The 19,104-nt window shown below is 30.3% G+C and carries 17 protein-coding genes; 16 read left to right on the forward strand and 1 reads right to left on the reverse strand.

Annotation, left to right across the window (positions count from 1 at the left end):
* Positions 1-38: 38 nt before the first annotated feature.
* From B8978_RS06525 to spoIVA, 10 genes are all read left to right on the forward strand, one after another.
* Positions 39-2,102: a methyl-accepting chemotaxis protein gene (locus B8978_RS06525; protein ID WP_084114838.1), complete on the forward strand. Its 2,064-nt coding sequence runs from the start codon at positions 39-41 to the stop codon at positions 2,100-2,102.
* A 121-nt stretch (positions 2,103-2,223) separates the two neighbouring features.
* On the forward strand, positions 2,224-3,147 hold the full coding sequence (locus B8978_RS06530) for a phosphate ABC transporter substrate-binding protein (protein ID WP_084114839.1): 924 nt from the start codon (positions 2,224-2,226) through the stop codon (positions 3,145-3,147).
* 68 nt (positions 3,148-3,215) lie between these two features.
* Positions 3,216-4,106, forward strand: coding sequence for a phosphate ABC transporter permease subunit PstC (pstC, locus tag B8978_RS06535; protein WP_084114840.1), 891 nt, complete (start codon positions 3,216-3,218; stop codon positions 4,104-4,106).
* Entirely contained in the window at positions 4,106-4,990 is an 885-nt protein-coding gene (gene pstA, locus B8978_RS06540; RefSeq protein ID WP_084114841.1) for a phosphate ABC transporter permease PstA, read from the forward strand. The genes pstC and pstA overlap by 1 nt, the downstream gene beginning before the upstream one ends.
* A 14-nt stretch (positions 4,991-5,004) precedes the next feature.
* Complete coding sequence (gene pstB / locus B8978_RS06545; protein WP_084114842.1) at positions 5,005-5,754, forward strand: phosphate ABC transporter ATP-binding protein PstB; 750 nt, start codon at positions 5,005-5,007, stop codon at positions 5,752-5,754.
* Positions 5,755-5,783: 29 nt separating this feature from the next.
* Complete coding sequence (gene phoU, locus B8978_RS06550) at positions 5,784-6,440, forward strand: phosphate signaling complex protein PhoU (protein ID WP_084114843.1); 657 nt, start codon at positions 5,784-5,786, stop codon at positions 6,438-6,440.
* Between the two features lie 132 nt (positions 6,441-6,572).
* Positions 6,573-7,892: a DUF512 domain-containing protein gene (locus tag B8978_RS06555; protein ID WP_084114844.1), complete on the forward strand. Its 1,320-nt coding sequence runs from the start codon at positions 6,573-6,575 to the stop codon at positions 7,890-7,892.
* On the forward strand, positions 7,893-9,209 hold the full coding sequence (gene der / locus B8978_RS06560) for a ribosome biogenesis GTPase Der (protein ID WP_084114845.1): 1,317 nt from the start codon (positions 7,893-7,895) through the stop codon (positions 9,207-9,209). It abuts the gene before it with no gap.
* Position 9,210: 1 nt separating this feature from the next.
* A complete protein-coding gene (locus B8978_RS06565) occupies positions 9,211-10,206 on the forward strand; it encodes an NAD(P)H-dependent glycerol-3-phosphate dehydrogenase (RefSeq protein WP_084114846.1) in 996 nt (331 codons plus the stop codon).
* A gap of 539 nt (positions 10,207-10,745) precedes the next feature.
* On the forward strand, positions 10,746-12,224 hold the full coding sequence (spoIVA, locus tag B8978_RS06570) for a stage IV sporulation protein A (protein WP_084114847.1): 1,479 nt from the start codon (positions 10,746-10,748) through the stop codon (positions 12,222-12,224).
* Positions 12,225-12,797: 573 nt separating this feature from the next.
* Here spoIVA and B8978_RS06575 read toward each other — a convergent pair.
* Positions 12,798-13,238 (reverse strand): CPBP family intramembrane glutamic endopeptidase, encoded by a 441-nt coding sequence (locus B8978_RS06575; RefSeq protein ID WP_207651874.1) that lies wholly within the window; start codon positions 13,236-13,238, stop codon positions 12,798-12,800.
* A gap of 416 nt (positions 13,239-13,654) precedes the next feature.
* Between B8978_RS06575 and B8978_RS06580 the strand changes: the two genes are divergently transcribed.
* Genes B8978_RS06580 through priA form a run of 6 tightly spaced genes read left to right on the forward strand, consistent with a single transcriptional unit; the run spans position 13,655 to position 19,101 of the window.
* Positions 13,655-14,536: a YicC/YloC family endoribonuclease gene (locus B8978_RS06580; protein WP_084114849.1), complete on the forward strand. Its 882-nt coding sequence runs from the start codon at positions 13,655-13,657 to the stop codon at positions 14,534-14,536.
* A gap of 16 nt (positions 14,537-14,552) precedes the next feature.
* Complete coding sequence (gene remA / locus B8978_RS06585; RefSeq protein ID WP_084114850.1) at positions 14,553-14,825, forward strand: extracellular matrix/biofilm regulator RemA; 273 nt, start codon at positions 14,553-14,555, stop codon at positions 14,823-14,825.
* Entirely contained in the window at positions 14,825-15,454 is a 630-nt protein-coding gene (gmk, locus tag B8978_RS06590; protein WP_084114851.1) for a guanylate kinase, read from the forward strand. Before remA ends, gmk begins: the two co-directional genes overlap by 1 nt.
* Positions 15,435-15,659 (forward strand): DNA-directed RNA polymerase subunit omega, encoded by a 225-nt coding sequence (gene rpoZ / locus B8978_RS06595; protein ID WP_084114852.1) that lies wholly within the window; start codon positions 15,435-15,437, stop codon positions 15,657-15,659. The genes gmk and rpoZ overlap by 20 nt, the downstream gene beginning before the upstream one ends.
* A 1-nt stretch (position 15,660) precedes the next feature.
* Positions 15,661-16,848, forward strand: a complete 1,188-nt coding sequence (gene coaBC, locus B8978_RS06600) for a bifunctional phosphopantothenoylcysteine decarboxylase/phosphopantothenate--cysteine ligase CoaBC (protein ID WP_084114853.1) — start codon at positions 15,661-15,663, stop codon at positions 16,846-16,848.
* 51 nt (positions 16,849-16,899) lie between these two features.
* Positions 16,900-19,101: a primosomal protein N' gene (gene priA / locus B8978_RS06605; RefSeq protein ID WP_084114854.1), complete on the forward strand. Its 2,202-nt coding sequence runs from the start codon at positions 16,900-16,902 to the stop codon at positions 19,099-19,101.
* Positions 19,102-19,104: the final 3 nt, after the last annotated feature.

The following is a 19,104-nucleotide window of genomic DNA, read 5'->3' on the forward strand; positions in this document are numbered from 1 at the left end:
AAAATTATGTTAATTTTATAGTAGAGGAGTATGGACATATGAAAAAAAATAAAAAATATTTGCAGTTAAAATTTAAAGACTCCATTTCACTTAAAATAATATCTATTGTTATTTTACTCGTTATAATGGGAATTGGTTTTATAGGGACCTTTATATATGCAATCACCTATAATAAAATGTTTAGTATGAGTGAAAACAATATGCAGACTGTTTCAACACAAATTTATAATAATTTTAACACTTTGATACAAGCTGAAAAAAATGATGTAAAGGAAATATCGGTAGATGGTGATATAAAGAATGTACTTGAAGAAAAAAATACTACTTCGGAGGATGATTTTTTAAATAAAAATTCAGGAAATCTTGATAATATTAAATATAAATTAAAACAGTATGCTAGTTTAAATAAATATGATGAAAATATTTTTGTAACAGATAAAAATGGATTTATTATTGCTTGTAGCAATGATAATTTTCAAAGATTTGATCTTAGCACACATGATTATATGAAAAGTGCATTACAAGGTAGCTCTGTTATGAGCAATGTATATACTTCGGTTGTGTCCATTAAACCCGTAGTTACTTTTGTAGAGCCAATCAAAGATGGAAATGGAAATATAATTGGAACTGTTGGAAAAAATGTATACACGGATTATTTTTCTGAAACTTTTGATAAATTTAAGTTCTTAAATAGTGGATACATATTTATAGTAGATAACATGGATAATACAATATATAGTCCTAATAAAATGAACATAAATAAAAAAATTAATATAAAGGAAATAAGTAAACTTTCAAAGGATAATAAATTCTGGAGTTCCTCTAAATCACAAACAATTAAATACAATAAAGATGGTGAAGAACAATATGCATATTGTACAAGCGTACCTCAGTTAAAAGTTGTTTTAGTATTGACGGTAAAAGTAAATGAGATAGAAAGTGCACCTAAAATGATTGGCTTATTTATTATTTTAATAGCAATAATATTAATAATTTTGCTTACTATTATATTAAGCAAAATTATTAAAGCTATATTTAAGCCTATGAATACATTAATTATAAATACAAAGGAGATATCTAAAGGAAATCTAACTGTAATCAATAATGCAAAAAATACTGATGAAATAGGGAATCTTAGTGTTAATTTTAATAATATGGTTTTTAACTTAAAGAAACTTATAGAAGAAATAAATGAATGTAGTAGTGATTTTGTTAATATTAATGATGGAATAAAGGAATCTTACAGCAGTATTGTACTAGGTATGAAGTCTGTAAATGAAAATAGTGAGGATATCGCTGGAGATACAGTAAAAATTTTTAATGCTGTGGAGAGTAGCTTTAATTCTTTTGAAACAGTGAAGGTAAAAACTGAAAATATAAAATATGAATCAGAAAAAGTTTTAAAAGAAGCGATTTTTATTAAAGACATAAATACTGAAGGCTTAAATACAATAAATGAACTTAAAAACATTAACTTAGAAACAGATAAAAAAATGAGCGAAGCAAATGGATATTTTGATATTTTAAAAAAGAATCTTTCTAACATAGAAGAGGTGGGTAATACTGTAACACAAATATCAAAACGGACCCACATTCTTGCTTTAAATGCAGCTATTGAAGCTGGAAGAAGTGGAGAAATGGGAAAAGGATTTAGCGTAGTAGCAGATGAGATTAAAAAATTGTCTTCAAGTGTCTCAGAACAAATGAACAAAATTTATGAAATATTAAAAGATTTAAATTTGGATATGAATAATACCCAAAATAAGATAAAAGATGTGAACAGCTATACTAATCAGCAGTTTGATCTTGTAAATGACGCCATAAATAATTATGACAAAATGTTAAATTCTTCTCAAAAAATTGTAGATTATATGAATGATGCATATAGCAGCATAGAAATGTTAGATGATGAAAACTCAGTAATATCAGAAAGACTAATAAAAATTAAAGATGCATATGAAGAATTTAATGGTTCTATAGCAACAGTTAATGAAATTTTATCAGAAAAATATGAAGATATAAAAGATGTGTATAGTATGCTAGAAAAAATGCATAATAATAGCGATAAGCTTGTTAATAGTATTCATAAATTTAAGGTGTAAAAATACGTTTGTTAAGATAACTTAACAAACGTATAATATTCGATTAACTTTGACAAGTTAAAATAGAATTGTTGATAAATGAGATATATCGACTTTGTATTTTGAATGGAGGGTAAACTTTATGAAAAGTAAAAAAGTAAAATTTGCTGTTTTAGCAGCATCAATAGCTGTTATGGCAGGTTTGTTTGCAGGATGTGGAAGTTCAACTGCTTCCAATAATAGTACTGGAAACAATACTAATTCAACAAGTTCAAAAACTGATGTTTCAGGTTCAATTACGGCTTCAGGTTCTACAGCATTACAACCATTAGTTGATGCAGCACAAAAAAGTTTTTCAGCAAAAAATCCAAATGCAACAGTATCTGTACAAGGTGGCGGTAGTGGTACAGGACTTACACAGGTAAGCCAAGGCGCTGTGCAAATTGGAGACTCAGATATTTTTGCTAGTGAAAAATTACCAGGAGATAAGGCAGCAGAATTAAAAGATCATGAAGTATGTGCTATTGGATTTGTTGTGGCAACTACTAATGATACTGGAGTTACTAATCTTACAAAAGCTCAAATTCAAGATATTTTCACTGGAAAAGTTACAAATTGGAAAGATGTTGGTGGTAAAGATTTACCAATTAAGATAATCCATAGACCTAGTGGTTCTGGTACTAGAGTTACATTCACTAAAACTGTAATGGGTGGAAAAGCAGAAAAAGATGATTTAGGAATGACTCAAGATTCAACAGGTGCTGTTGTAACATCTATGAAACAAACTCCTGGTAGTATAAGTTATTTGGCATTATCATACATGAGTGATGATGTTAAAAAATCTATAAGCGCTGTTTCAATTGATAGTATAGAAGCTACTACAGCTAATATAATTTCAAGTAAAGAACCAGAAAGCAGCAAATATCCATTCTGGTCATATGAACATATGTATACAAAGGGAGCTGCAACAGGAGTATCAAAAGCATTGATTGATTATATAATGAGCTCAGAATTTAAGAGTCAAGTTATAAAACAAGGATATATTCCAATAAGTAGTTTTAAATAGTATTGACTAGAAGACTAGCCTTTTAGTGGCTAGTCTAATGTTATAATAAAGATTTTGAGGTTGATTATATGGATAAGAAAAAATTTTGGAGAAAATTAAAAACAGAATACATAGGAAAAGGATATGCTATATTTTGCGGATTATTAATAGTGCTTTTGACATTATCAATAATTTTTTTTGTGGCTTCAAAAGGAATTAGAACATTCACAAATGACCACTATTCAGTTATGGATTTTTTGTTTAGTTCAAAGTGGAAACCAGACGCTGCAAAACCAGAACTTGGGACTTCAATTTTTATTGTTGGTTCTATAGTAGTAGCATTAGGGGCAGTAGTAATTAGTGCACCTATAAGCATTGCGCTAGCAATTTTTATGAATTTAATATCTCCTAAGTTAGGAAAAAGATTTTTACAACCAGCACTAGAATTATTTGTAGGTATCCCCTCAGTTGTTTATGGATGGGTTGGCGTAATATTATTAGTACCTTTCATTAAAAAAGTTTTTGGGGGAATGGGTTTTAGCCTACTTGCAGGAATGATAGTATTAAGTATAATGATTCTTCCAACAATTGCGAGTCTTGCATCGGATGCAATAAAAACAATCCCAGCTGATTATATAGAAGCATCTTATGGTCTTGGTGCAACAAGGTGGCAGACAATATATAAAGTTATAGTTCCATCTTGTAAAAATGGAATATTAACAGGTGTAGTTTTGGGACTTGCAAGAGCCATTGGTGAAGCACTTGCAGTACAAATGGTAATAGGTAATAGTCTTAAGTTTACAGACGGACTTCTTAATCCAACAATAACACTTACAAGTATTTTAACAATGAGTATGGCAAACACATCTGATGGAACTCCATGGAACGATGCATTATGGTCATTAGCATTTTTGCTTTTGCTAATATCATTTGTGTTTATTATTATTATCAGGCTAATAGGAAGACGAGGTGAAAGATAATGAAAGCAAAAACATGGGATAAAATAGCTACAGCTGTATTGTATGCCATATCATTTTTGATAATATTTCTATTAGTTGGCTTTATAGGGTATATTATATATAATGGCAGAAGTTCATTAAACCTTCACTTTTTAATTGGTGATTCTTTAGTAAATGAGGCTGGTGGAGGAATTGGGCCACAACTATTTAATTCGTTTTACATGCTTATAATTTCTCTTGTAATAACAGTACCTATAGGTATAGGTGCTGGAATTTATTTGTCTCAATATGCAAAACAAGGCAAAGTACTTGGATTTATTAGATTGTGTATTGAAACAATATCATCACTTCCTTCCATTGTGGTTGGTTTATTTGGACTTTTGGTTTTTGTTACCATGACACATTGGCAATACACTTTACTAGCTGGAGCACTTGCTATTACAGTAATAAACTTACCTTCTATGACAAGAGTAAGTGAAAATGCCATAACAGCAGTAGCCTCAAAAGTAAGAGAAGCAAGTCTTGGGCTTGGAGCAACGGAGTGGCAAACAATAAAAAAGGTAATATTACCATCAGCAATGCCACAAATTCTAACTGGTGTAATTTTAGCAGCAGGTAGAGTGTTTGGAGAAGCAGCAGCACTTTTGTATACCTCTGGAATGAGCTCACCTAATTTAAACTATAATAACATAAGTTTAACTAATAAAATATCACCGTTTAGTCTATTTAGGCCTGCAGAAACCCTTGCAGTACACATCTGGAAGCTAAACTCAGAATCAATGGTACCAGATGCATCAAAAATAGCAAATGGATCTTCAGCAGTACTTGTAATAATGGTATTACTATTTAATTTTTTAGCAAGAATAATAGGAAACAAAATATATAAAGCATATAGTGGAAAGTAAGGGGGAACATACTCGTGGGTATAGTCAGGACTAATAATTTAAATTTATATTATGGAAGTGTTAAAGCGCTAAAGGATATTAGTTTAGATATAGAAAAAAATTCGGTAACTTCTTTAATTGGACCTTCAGGATGTGGTAAATCTACATTTTTGAGAACAATTAATAGAATGAATGATTTAATAGATACTGTAAAAATTGATGGTGAAGTATTTTTTGAGGAAAAAAACATATATAAAGATTATGACGTAATTGATCTTAGGAAAAGAATAGGAATGGTTTTCCAAAAAGCAAATCCATTTCCTATGTCAATCTATGATAATATTGCATATGGACCAAGAATACATGGAATAAAAAACAGAGCACAACTAGATGAGATAGTTGAAAAGAGCTTAAAGGGTGGAGCACTTTGGGAAGAAGTAAAAGATAGACTTAAAAAAAGTGCATTAGGTTTATCTGGTGGACAACAGCAAAGATTATGTATAGCAAGAACTTTAGCCGTGGAACCAGAGGTAATTCTTATGGATGAACCAACTTCAGCACTTGACCCTATTTCAACACTAAAGGTTGAAGAATTAATGGATGAACTAAAGAAAAAATATACTGTAATTATTGTAACTCACAATATGCAGCAGGCCGGAAGAATTTCGGATTACACTGCCTTCTTTTTAAATGGTGAGGTTGTAGAGAGCGGAAAAACAGAAAATATATTCTATAAACCACTTGATAAAAGAACAGAAGATTATATAACCGGAAGATTTGGATAATATAAATTTATTAGTGAGGTGAGATGACTATGCCAAGAAAAGTTTTCGATTCACATTTAGAAGAACTTCATGTTGATTTAATTCGTATGGGAAGTATGGCTGAAAAACAACTTTTTCAGTCCATTGAAGCACTAGTTAATCAGGATGAGGTATTAGCAAAAAAAGTCGTTGAAAACGATGATATAATTGATGATATGCAAAAAGAGATAGAGGGAAAGGCAATAAGACTTATAGCTATGCAGCAACCTCTTGCCATGGATTTAAGAAATATATTTACTACCACTAAAATAGTTACGGATTTAGAGAGAATGGCAGATCATGCAGTAGATATTGCTAAGGTAGTAAAGAGATTAAAAAATGAGAAACCTATAAAACCACTTTTAGACATACCTAGAATGGCTGGTATTGTTAGAGAAATGATGAGAGAATCACTTGATGCATATGTTTCTGGAGACGTTGATAGAGCTTACGAAATATGTAAAAAAGATGACGATATTGATGCCATATATAAACAGGTATTTAGTGAACTTCTACTTATGATGATGGAGGATCCTAAAGCAATAAACCATGCAGCTCAATACTTATTTATATGCAAATATTTGGAAAGAATAGCTGACCATACTACTAACATTTGTGAATCTACCATATATCTAGTAACTGGTGAGCAAATAGATTTAAATGAATAGTAATAGAATCTCCTTTTTCTTAGATAAAAGGAGATTTTATTTTTTTGAATTCTTGACTAAACTTTTTTATTAATGTAATATTACATAATGGTAGAAAAAAAAGAGTTACGTGGCTTATTTAGGAGAGTAAGTATGAAAAATGAAATTTCAAAAGTAGATAAGGGGAGTATAGCAGAGGAACTTGGTGTTGAAATAGGTGATAGGTTAATAAGCATAAATGGCACTGAGGTAAAAGATATACTTGACTATAGATTTTTAATGTCAGATGATTTTGTAGTAATGGAGCTTGAAAAGACAAATTTAAATGAAATTTGGGAACTTGAAGTTGAAAAGGATTTTAATGAAAACTTTGGTATTGAATTTAAAGATCAAATTATGGATGAAGCTAAAAGCTGTAGAAACAATTGCATCTTCTGTTTTATTGATCAATTACCAAAAGGAATGAGAAAGTCCTTATATTTTAAAGATGATGATTCAAGACTTTCATTTTTGCAGGGTAATTTTGTGACCCTCACAAATTTAAAGGAAGAAGATATAGATAGGATTATTAAATATAAAATTAGTCCCATAAACATTTCTGTTCATACAACAAATCCTGAACTTAGAGTGAAGATGCTAAACAATAGATTTGCGGGTAACATTCTTGAAAGACTTCAAAGGCTTTCAGATGGCGGAATAACTATGAATTGTCAGATTGTTATGTGTCCTGGGGTTAATGATGGTATAGAATTAGAAAATACGGTGAAAGATTTATATAAGTTCTATCCACACATCAAAAATGTTGCTGGAGTACCAGTAGGAGTGACAAAGTTTAGAGATGGTTTGTTTAATATGAAAATATATGATCAAAGTTCTTCTGAAAAGCAAATACTATTAATGGAGTCTATGCAAAAAAAATTTATGAAGGAGATAGACGAACCGTTTATTAGACTTTCTGATGAATTTTATGTTTTAGCAAAAAAAGATGTTCCAGAAAAAGAGTTTTATAAAGACTTTGAACAGTTAGAAGATGGAATCGGTATGATAAGAGTTTTTAGGGAAAATATAAAAGAAACCATTAAAAACTTAAATATGAGAAAAAAAGGTTGTTTCACAATTGTAACAGGTGTATCTGCTTATAATGAAATAAAAGTTGCAACGGATGCAATTGCTAAAGAAAGCAACAAATTAAAAATAGAAACCATTAGAATTTCTAACAAATATTTTGGAGAAACTATAACAGTTGCGGGACTTTTGACGGCTACAGATATTATAGGTCAGCTAAAAGACAAAAATATAGGTGAATACATTATTTTACCAAATAACATGTTAAAAGTGGGTACAAATATCTTTTTAGATGATTTAACAGTAAAAGATATAGAAAATGAATTAAATAGGAAAGTTTTAATTTGTGACTATACAGGTGAAGATTTAGTGCAAATTATAAATGAATATTCTGAGGAGGATAATTAAATGGCAAAACCGATAGTGGCAATAGTAGGAAGACCAAATGTTGGTAAATCTACTTTATTTAATAAATTAGCGGGAAAGAGAATTTCTATCGTTCAAGATACACCTGGTGTTACTAGAGATAGAATATACGCAGAAGCAGAGTGGGTTAGTAAAGTTTTTACAATAATTGATACTGGTGGTATAGAGCCTGAAAATTCAGATTTAATAGTTGCACAAATGAGAAGACAGGCACAAATAGCTATAGAAATGGCAGATGTTATAATATTTATTGTTGATGGAAAGCAAGGACTTACAGATGCAGACAATGAAGTTGCACTTATGCTTAGAAAATCAAAAAAACCAATAGTTCTAGTTGTAAACAAGATAGATAAAATGAAGGATGAACCTAATGCATATGAATTCTATAATTTAGGTATAGGAGAACCAATAACAATATCCTCAGCGCAAGGTCTTGGTTTAGGTGATATGCTTGATAGAGTTGTAGAACACTTTGATACATTAAATATGGAGGAAGAAGACGATGAAACCATTAATATTGCATTTGTGGGAAGACCAAATGTTGGTAAATCATCTCTTATAAATAAGTTATTAGGTGAAGAGAGAGTTATAGTAAGCGACGTACCAGGAACAACTAGGGATGCTATAGATAGTCACTTAGAAACAGATATTGGAAAATTCACATTGATAGATACAGCTGGACTTAGACGAAAAAGTAAAGTTAAAGAAGAAATAGAGAGATATAGCGTTATAAGAACGCTTGCAGCCATTGAAAGAGCGGATGTATGTATATTAATGGTAGATGCTACAGAAGAATTAAGTGACCAAGATGAAAAAATAATTGGATATGCACATGAATTGAACAAAGCAATAATGGTTATTGTAAACAAATGGGATCTTGTTGAAAAAGATGATAAAACAATGATAAATACAAAGAAGATTTTACAATATAAGCTTTCGTTTATGGCATATGCACCATATATGTTTATTTCAGCGCTTACTGGTCAAAGAGTTGGAAAAGTTTTAGATTTAGCTAAACAATGTTACACAAATTACTCAAGAAGAATAGCTACAGGAGTTTTAAATGATGTTATAGGTAAAGCTGTGCTTATGAAAGAACCTCCAGTTGTAGCATTAAAGAGATTAAAAATATTTTATGTAACTCAAGTTGCAATAAAGGCACCAACATTTATATTTTTTGTAAATAATCCAGATTCACTTCATTTTTCATATGAACGATATCTAGAAAATAAGTTAAGGGAAAGTTTTGATTTTTCTGGAACTGGAATCAAACTTATATTTAGAGAAAGGAAGGAGTAATATGGAAGGAGTAACTTTCCTAGGAATGGGGAGTTTTGGCACTTCCCTTGGAATATTGCTAGCTAAAAACCAATGCAAAGTTACTATTTGGGGTAGAAATGATAAAGAAGTAGAAGAAGTAAAAGCTACTAGAGTTAATAACAGATATTTACCCGAAGTAGAGATTCCAAAAGATGTTCTTATAACAAGTGATATAAAAGAGGCTATAAGGGATAGTGAATATATTGTTCTTGCAGTTCCATCTTATGCAATAAGAAGTGTTTGCAAATTAATTAGTAAAGAGCTAAATGAAAAACAAATTTTGATTTCTATTGCAAAAGGTATAGAAGAAGGAACAAATCTTAGGTTGTCACAGGTTATAAAAGATGAGGCACCTTTAAATCCAGTAGTAGTATTAACAGGACCAAGTCATGCAGAAGAGGTTTCAAGAAATATACCAACAGCAGTTGTAGTTAGTTCTGCAGATATGAAGTATGCTTATAAAGTGCAAGATCTCTTTATGACAAAGTATTTTAGAGTTTATACAAATGATGATATTATTGGAACTGAGATAGGTGGTGCAGTAAAAAATATAATTGCACTTACATGTGGAATTTGTGATGGACTTGGATATGGAGATAACACTAGAGCTGCACTTATGACAAGAGGAATGAGTGAAATAGTTAAGATAGGAACCTTACTTGGCGGGAAAAAGGAAACCTTTTACGGACTTACGGGTATGGGAGATTTAATAGTTACATGTACAAGTTTACATAGTAGAAATAGAAGAGCAGGAATTCAGATTGGTAAAGGTGTACCAATAAAAGAAGCTTGTGAGAATATAGGTATGGTAGTTGAGGGAATATCAGCTTGTGACGCATTTTATAAATTAAAAGAGAAATTAAATGTATGTATGCCTATAGTAGATGAATTATATCAAATTTTATTTAAAAATAAAGATATAAAAGATGCAGCTCATTCGCTTATGAGTAGAGATAGGAAAAATGAGATTCATTAAAAATAGCATTTTCGAAATGATTAGTCATTTTGAAAATGCTATTTTGTATTTAAGCTAAGTTGATATATTTCGAGGTACTGGCGAAGGGTCGCTAAAGCGAGATGAAGGGTTTGACAGGAGCTTTGCTGGTCAAAGGTTATGGGTTTTCCGTGGTGTTTAATGCATAAGTATCTACTACTATATTAGTTATCATATGAATACTAAAGGCTACGCAAAAGAGCAAAACCTACGGTTAAAATATATAGCAGAGTTATCTTTAAGTTCTAAGATATATAAACAGAGTTCTTGGTTTCAGGTGGAGTTTTTTTCTACATCTGAAATTTAGAAATTGTTATCCATAAACACTTCATATTTTATCCGCGCAAAGCAAGGATAAAACCCATCACCTTTTAACGTGCGAAGCAAGCGTTAAAATCCTTCACTATTACTTCGCAATTTCTTTGTAGGATGTAATAAGAATTTATTAAGCATATCAAGTAATAAAATACATATGTATCTAATATATATATACCGTTAAATAATATATAGGAGGATACGTTTTGGACAATTTTGATATATACAAAGACATTGCAGAAAGAACCCAAGGTGATATCTACGTTGGGGTTGTAGGACCTGTTAGAACGGGAAAATCTACTTTTATAAAAAGATTTATGGACCTTATGGTTATTCCCAACATAGAAAATTCCTATAAGAAAGAAAGAGCAAAGGATGAACTACCTCAAAGTGGTTCTGGAAAATCAATTCATACAACTGAACCAAAATTTGTTCCAAATGAGGCTGTTGAGATTAAACTTGATGAAGGAATAAAATTTAAGGTTAGAATGGTGGATTGTGTTGGATATATTGTTAAAGGAGCACTAGGGTACAAAGAGGGAGAAAGGGATAAGATGGTTAGTACACCTTGGTATGATCATGAGATACCATTTGAAGAGGCAGCAGAGATAGGAACAAAAAAAGTTATAAATGAACACTCAACAATAGGGCTATTAGTCACTACTGATGGCAGTATAACAGATATACCTAGGGAGGAATATGTTGAGGTAGAAGAAAGAGTAATAAACGAGTTAAAGGCCATCAATAAGCCATTTATAATTTTATTAAATTCCGCTAAGGCAAAAAGTGAAGAAACTTTAAATTTAGCAAAGGAAATGGAGACCAAATATGATGTTCCAGTACAGCCATTAGATGTACTTAATATGCAAGAAGAGAATATAGCAGATATATTTAGTAGAGTATTAAAAGAATTCCCTATTAAAGAAATAAACATAGATATTCCTGAGTGGATTGAGAAATTAGAATCTAAGCATTGGCTTAAAAACAGTTACTGGGAAATAATAAAAAGTATGTGTAATAGTGTAAATAAAGCTAGGGATATCAAAAAGTCACTAGATGAATTTTCAAATTTAGATTTTCTTGACTCACTAAAAATAGAGGAAATGAATATGGGCGATGGAACGGCAAGGATAACTTTAAATCCCGATAGTGGAATGTTTTATAAAGTTATAAGTGAATATTGCGATACAGATATTTTAGGTGAAAGTCAACTTCTAAATACAATGAGAGAATATCATGGAGCAAAAGTAGAATATGATAGAGTAGCTCAAGCATTAAGAGAAGTTAAGGAAACTGGGTATGGACTTGTAGCACCTCAACTTACGGAGATGAAACTTGAGGAACCTAAGATAGTTAAAAATGGATCCAGGTACGAATTAAAATTAAAAGCTAGCGCTCCGTCATTTCACTTTATAAGAGCTGACATAGAAACTGAAATATCTCCTATTATGGGAAATGAAAGAGAAAGCGAAGAACTAGTAAAATCTCTTCTAGAGGAATTTGAAAGTGATCCATCTAAGATTTGGGAAAGTAATATGTTTGGAAAATCCTTTGATTTAGTTGTGAAAGAAGGCTTGCAAAAAAAATTATTCAAAATGCCAGAGGATGTACAGGTTAAGATACAGAAGACCCTCGAAAAAATTATTAATGAAGGTAATGGAGGATTAATCTGTATTATACTTTAAAAATTAATGTTTTTTTAAATAATGAAAGATTTATCAGAGTATGATACAGAAAACTGATAAATCTTTTGTTTTTCATTATATGTAATATTTTTGATTCATAATAGTTATATATTGCCAAGTACGGGTTAAAGAATTTTACCCTGCTACGTGAGTAAAAAGGTGAAAGATTGCCTTGCAGCAAAAGGGTGTGGATGATTTTTCTTCGCTATGCTGCGAAAAATCTTTGAATATTAGAAATATGTTTTGAAATCGTGTTAAATAGATATTAAATTTTAAAATAGGTCATTTTGTTTTATTGAGTATTATCTTTTTATAACTAAGCTTGCCTATAAGAAATAAAATAAAAAGTAAAATTACATATGAAACTCCAAGTAATATAAAAAGAGTTCGAGTTAAATAATCTACACTAAATCTTGAATTAATACCTAAGATTAAAAGGCTGGGTTGGCCTTTTAGACTTACAAGATTCATAAAAAAGTCTGTTGAAAGATGTAATCATATTGATATATATAACGATTTTGTTTTTATATAAAGATATCCTAAGGCAATACCGCAAAGTAGAACAGAAGACAACTAATAAATGCCCGTATACCTACTACAATGAAACATTGTAAAAATTAAGGAACTTATTAAAATTCCAAATGTTTTTCCTTTATATTTAGTCAAATAATTAAGTAAAATTCCTCTAAAAAAGACTTCCTCACAAACCCCTGCAAAAAAGGCTCTAATAAACATGCTAATTATAAATGATAAGACTATTTTTGATTCATAAAATTTGAAGCCAGTACCTTCATAAAAACTAATATGCATTAAAACTGTTGTTAGGTATATTAATATAGTACCTGTTAATCCTACACATACTCCTTTATATACATATTTTACACTGTGTTCATCATAACTAAGTTCTATTGAGTCTAAGAATTGTCCTTTGGAATATTTTCTAATAACTAAATATTGGACAATTAAAATTGTAATTTCCAAAAGTACATTTCCTCTCATCATTATATATTTCACTTCAAATCCAATATGCTGATTAAATCCAAACTTTCATAATTCACTATTGCTTTTATTATCAACAATTTACAGGTGTGTATAAATCATTACCTAGCTGCATGCTAATTATAGCATTAATTGTAATATTATGTGCGAAATTAAAACAAAACAGACTCCATTCCTTTAAAGACTGTTATTATTTAATCTTTTTATATAGCTTTAGCTATGATAAAATTCTTTAGTCCTTGCTTAGCAATTTCTTTGTATTACGGTTTAAATTATGATATTTGTATATTAATAAAGAAAAGTCCTATAAATTTTAAAAAAATGTGTTATAATCAGTAATGGCAAAACATTATACTTGAATTTATATCTATAATATATGTATAATAAAAAGTATAAATTTGTTGGCATCATATATGGAAGGATGATTTACTATGATGAGTAGTATGACAGGATATGGTAGAGCATTTTGTGAATCTAAATCAAGAAACTTTACAGTTGAAATTAAAAGTGTAAATCATAGATATCTAGATTTAAATATTAAAATGCCAAGGAGCTTATTAGCACTTGAAGATAGAATAAGAAAAGCTGTTCAAGGTAGTATAAGCAGAGGAAAGGTAGATATCTATATAACTCAGACAGTTTTAGAAACAGAAAATTCTAAAGCACTTTTTAATAAAAATTTGTGTGATAGTTATGTTAAATGTCTAAATGAAATAAGAGAACTATATAATATTAAAGATGATATTTCACTTTCTTTGATTTCAAAGTTTCCAGATGTGATAACTGTAGAAGAGAAAGATGAAGATGTTGAGGACATTTGGGAAGTGCTAAAGAAACCATTGAAAGAAGCTCTGGATACTCTTATATTAATGAGGAGGAGAGAAGGAGAATCACTTAAAGGTGATATTGAAAAAAAATGTACTGATATTAAGGTTTTAGTTGATTCTATAGATGATAAATCAAGAAATTTAGTTGACAATTATAAAGTTAAACTAAATAATAGGATAAATGAGCTTATTTCAGACAAAAATTTAATTGATGAAAATAGAATTGCTATGGAAGTTGCAATATTTAGCGATAAGGCTTGTATTGATGAAGAAATTGTAAGACTAAGAAGCCATATTTCACAGTTAAGCGAAAGTATAGAAATTTCAAAACCAGTAGGAAGAAAACTAGACTTCATTGTTCAGGAAATGAATAGGGAAGCAAACACAATTGCATCTAAAGCAAGTGATGTAAACATAGTTCATCTAGTCTTAGATATAAAAAATGACATTGAAAAGATTAGAGAACAAATCCAAAATATAGAGTAATTTTAGGAGGAAAAAGATGGGCATAAGGTTAATAAATATAGGATTTGGAAACATAGTTTCAGCTAATAGATTAGTTGCTATTGTTAGTCCAGAATCTGCACCTATTAAAAGAATAATACAAGAGGCACGTGATAGAGGTATGCTCATAGATGCAACATATGGAAGAAGAACTAGAGCTGTTATAATAACAGACAGTGATCATGTTATACTTTCCGCTGTTCAACCAGAAACTGTGGCAAATAGATTATCTTCTAAGGAAGAAGATAATATAGATGAGGTTGAAGAATAATGAAGAATAAAGGTCTCTTAATAGTTTTATCAGGCCCATCAGGAGCTGGAAAAGGTACAATCTGCAAAGCATTATTAAATAGACAAAAGTTTTGGCTATCAGTTTCAGCTACTACAAGACAGCCAAGAGCAGGAGAAATATCGGGCAAAAGCTACCATTACATAACTAGAGAACAATTTAAGAACAAGATAAAAAATGATGATTTTTTAGAATATGCAGAAGTTTATGGCAATTTTTATGGAACTCCAAAATCTGCTGCTATAGAAAAGATAGAAAATGGGGAAGATGTAATATTAGAGATAGATATTCAAGGTGCTTTGAAAGTAAAAGAAAACTATCCAGAGGGAGTATTTATTTTTATTTTACCGCCATCTATGGAAGAATTGAGGAATAGAATAATAGGAAGAGGAAGCGAAACAGCTGAGTCTTTAGTAACAAGATTCAAATCTGCTTACCAAGAAGTTAATTACGTATCAAAATATAACTATGCGGTTATAAATGATACAGTTGAAGAAGCAGTGAGTAAAATTGAAAGCATAATATCTGCAGAAAGATGTAGAGTAGATAGAATGAAAGACAAAATATTAGATTCGAAGGAGGGTTTACTTCATGAACAATTCTATGATTAATCCATCAGTAGTAGACTTAGTTAAAAAAGCAGGAGACAGATATTCAGTAGTTGTTATTACAGCTAAGAGAGCTAGACAAATAATTTCAGGTTCAAGACCACTTATAGATAGTGACGTAACAAAACCACTTACAATAGCAATTAACGAACTTGATCAAGATCAATTTAAGTTTGAATTTGAAGATACAGAGGAAGGAATAAAATAAAATGTCATCAAAAACAGTTGTTTTAGGTGTTTGTGGCGGTATTGCTGCTTATAAGGCATTAGATGTAGTTAGTCGTCTTAAGAAAAAAAATTTTGACGTACATGTAATAATGACTGAATCTGCATGCGAATTTGTAACGCCACTTAGTTTTCAAAGCTTAAGTCAAAATATGGTTATTAAAGACATGTTTGATGAACCAAAGGCATGGGAAATTCAGCATATTTCATTAGCTAAAAAAGCAGATTTGATGCTTATTGTTCCAGCTACTGCAAATGTAATTGGTAAAGTGGCTAATGGTATAGCTGATGATATGCTTTCTACAACTATAATGGCGACAAAGGCTCCAGTGGTTTTTTCACCGGCAATGAATACAAACATGTACAAAAATCCAATTGTGCAAGCTAACATAGAGAAGCTTAAAGGATTTGGATATACATTTATTAATCCTGACAGTGGAAGACTTGCATGTGGAGACAATGGCGAAGGAAAGCTACCAGATACTTCATATATAGCTGAATATGTAACTAGCATGCTTTATGATATAAAAGATCTGAAAGGTAAAAAAGTTCTTGTAACAGCAGGACCAACAGTTGCACCAGTGGATCCAGTAAGGTTCATAGGTAACAACTCTTCAGGTAAAATGGGCTATGCTATTGCAGAAGAGGCAAGAGACAGGGGAGCAGAAGTAACACTTATATCTGGACCTTGTGAGTTAAAAGCGCCATTTGGTCTTAACATTGTTAATGTAAATACTACTGAAGAAATGTATAATTCTGTTTTAGAACATTTTGATGATAGTAATATTGTAATAAAAGCTGCGGCTGTTGCAGATTATAAACCTAAAGTTTATTCTGAAAAAAAGATTAAGAAATCAGAAGATGATTTGACAATTGAATTTGAAAGAAGCAGAGATATTCTTAAAACTCTTGGTGAGAAAAAAACAAATCAAATTTTAGTTGGATTTGCTGCTGAAAGTAATGATTTAATTGAAAATGCTACAAAGAAAATAAAGAAAAAAAATTTAGATTATATAGTTGCTAACGATATTACGCAAAAGGATACAGGATTTTCAAGTGATGATAATTTAGTTACCATTTTAAGTAAGTATGGTGATTCATATACATTGGATAAGATGCCGAAAAAATTGGTAGCTAGAGAATTATTTAATTTACTATGCAAAAAGCGCTAAATGCGCTTTTTTGTTTCTATAAGGCATTTTGCTATGTAAAAGGGTGATTTAGTGTTTAAGTATGCAGGAGTTATTATTAATAATGAATCTTCAAAGGTAGATAAGGCATTTACTTATGAAATTCCAGAATCTATGAGAGCTTGTATAAAAGTAGGATTAAGGGTTAAAGTTCCATTTGGTATGGGGAATAGGATAATAGATGGATTTATAGTTGAGTTATTTGATAGGTGTGAGAACATAAGTAGGCTTAAAAAAATTTCACAAATATGCGATGATTTTACAATAATAAGAGAGCAGGATATTAAACTTATAAATATAATGCGTGAGAAATATATGTGTACTTACCTTGACTGTATTAAATTAATAATGCCCACAGGTATAACAAGAGGTATGAAACATAAAATGAACAAGGTTCTTTCAATAAAAAATAAATTGACAGATAAATATGATAAAGAACCTTATAAAGATATATTTAACATTGTACAGGACAATGATTGTAAATATACAAAAAATGAGATAAGTAAAAAATTTAATATTTCTGTTTCTTCTATAAACACTTTAGTAAAACATGAATTTTTGGATTACAATGTAAAAGTAGTAGATAGATACAATGAGAGAATTTATGAGAGCTATGGAGAAAAAAAGCTTAATGCTTATCAAACTGAAGCGGTAAATAGAATAATGGAAGAAAAAACACACAAATTTCTTATTCATGGTGTTACTGGTAGTGGAAAAACAGAAATATACATGAATTTAGTTAGTAAGATTATAAATAAAGGTGAAGAAGCCATTGTACTTGTGCCAGAAATAGCACTTACACCCCAGATGCTTGAGAGGTTTAAAGGCAGATTTGGTAAAGAAATAGCGGTTTTCCATAGTAGGCTTTCAGATGGTGAAAGGTATGATGAGTGGCTAAGAGTAAAGTCTGGCAAGGTTAAGGTTGCAGTAGGTGCAAGATCGGCATTGTTTTTGCCATTTAAAAATTTAGGGATTATTATTATAGATGAAGAACATGAACTTAGTTATAAGTCTGATGTAACCCCAAAATATAATGCAATAGATGTGGCTATAATAAAAAGTGAAATTGAAAACTGCAAATTGGTGTTGGGATCGGCAACACCTTCTATAGAAACTTATTATAGATGTAAAAATGGTGATATTGAACTTATAGAAATAAACAATAGGGCAGACGGAGCAAAACTTCCTACTGTAAATATTGTAGACATGAGAGAAGAACTTATCAATAATAATAAATCTATGTTTAGTAGAGAATTAAAAGAAAATATAAGTATTGCTTTAGAGAGAAAAGAACAGATAATACTGTTTATAAACAGAAGAGGTCATTCAACTTTTGTATCCTGCCGCAAATGTGGCTATGTTTTTAGATGTGAACATTGTGATATAGCGTTAACTTACCATAGTGAAAGCAAAAAACTTATTTGCCATTATTGTGGAGAAATAAGAAATTTGCCATCCTCTTGCCCGCAATGTAAAAGTCATTATGTAAAATACTTTGGAGTAGGAACTGAAAAGATAGAAGCAGAAGTGTGGAAACAATTTCCAAATGCAAAAACTCTAAGAATGGATTATGATACTACTAGAGCAAAAAATTCTTATGAACATATTTACAACATCTTTAAGAATGGAGAAGCAGACATCTTGATAGGAACACAAATGGTTGCGAAAGGATTAGACTTTAAAAATGTAACTTTAGTTGGAGTTATAGCAGCTGATTTATCCCTAAATCTTCCAGACTATCGAGCTAACGAAAGAACTTTTCAACTAATAAATCAAGTTTCTGGTAGGGCTGGCAGGGGAAGCAAGGAAGGTAAAGTAATTGTTCAAACGTATAGCCCAACTAGTAGTGCTATAATAGCAGCCGCTAAAAATGATTATTTAGGTTTTTATAAAGAAGAAGTACAGATGAGAGACTTAATGGACTATCCGCCATTTAAAAAGATATTATTAATAAATTTAAGTAGTAAATACGAAAATTTATTAATAAAAAATATACAAAATATTGGCGTAATATTAAAAAATATATTACAAAAATATAGTAATATTAAAATATTGGGTCCTTGCCCTTGTTCAATTTCAAAAATAAAGGAAATGTATAGATGGCAAATTATAATAAAAGGAAATTTTGATTATAAATTTTCATGTAATATAAAAAAAGTAGTTTATGATAGCATAAAAACTGATTATAATAATATAAGAGTAAGTATGGATGTAAATCCAACTAGTTTGTTATAGATT

This window comes from Clostridium acidisoli DSM 12555 (assembly GCF_900176305.1).
Lineage (GTDB): Bacteria > Bacillota > Clostridia > Clostridiales > Clostridiaceae > Clostridium_I > Clostridium_I acidisoli.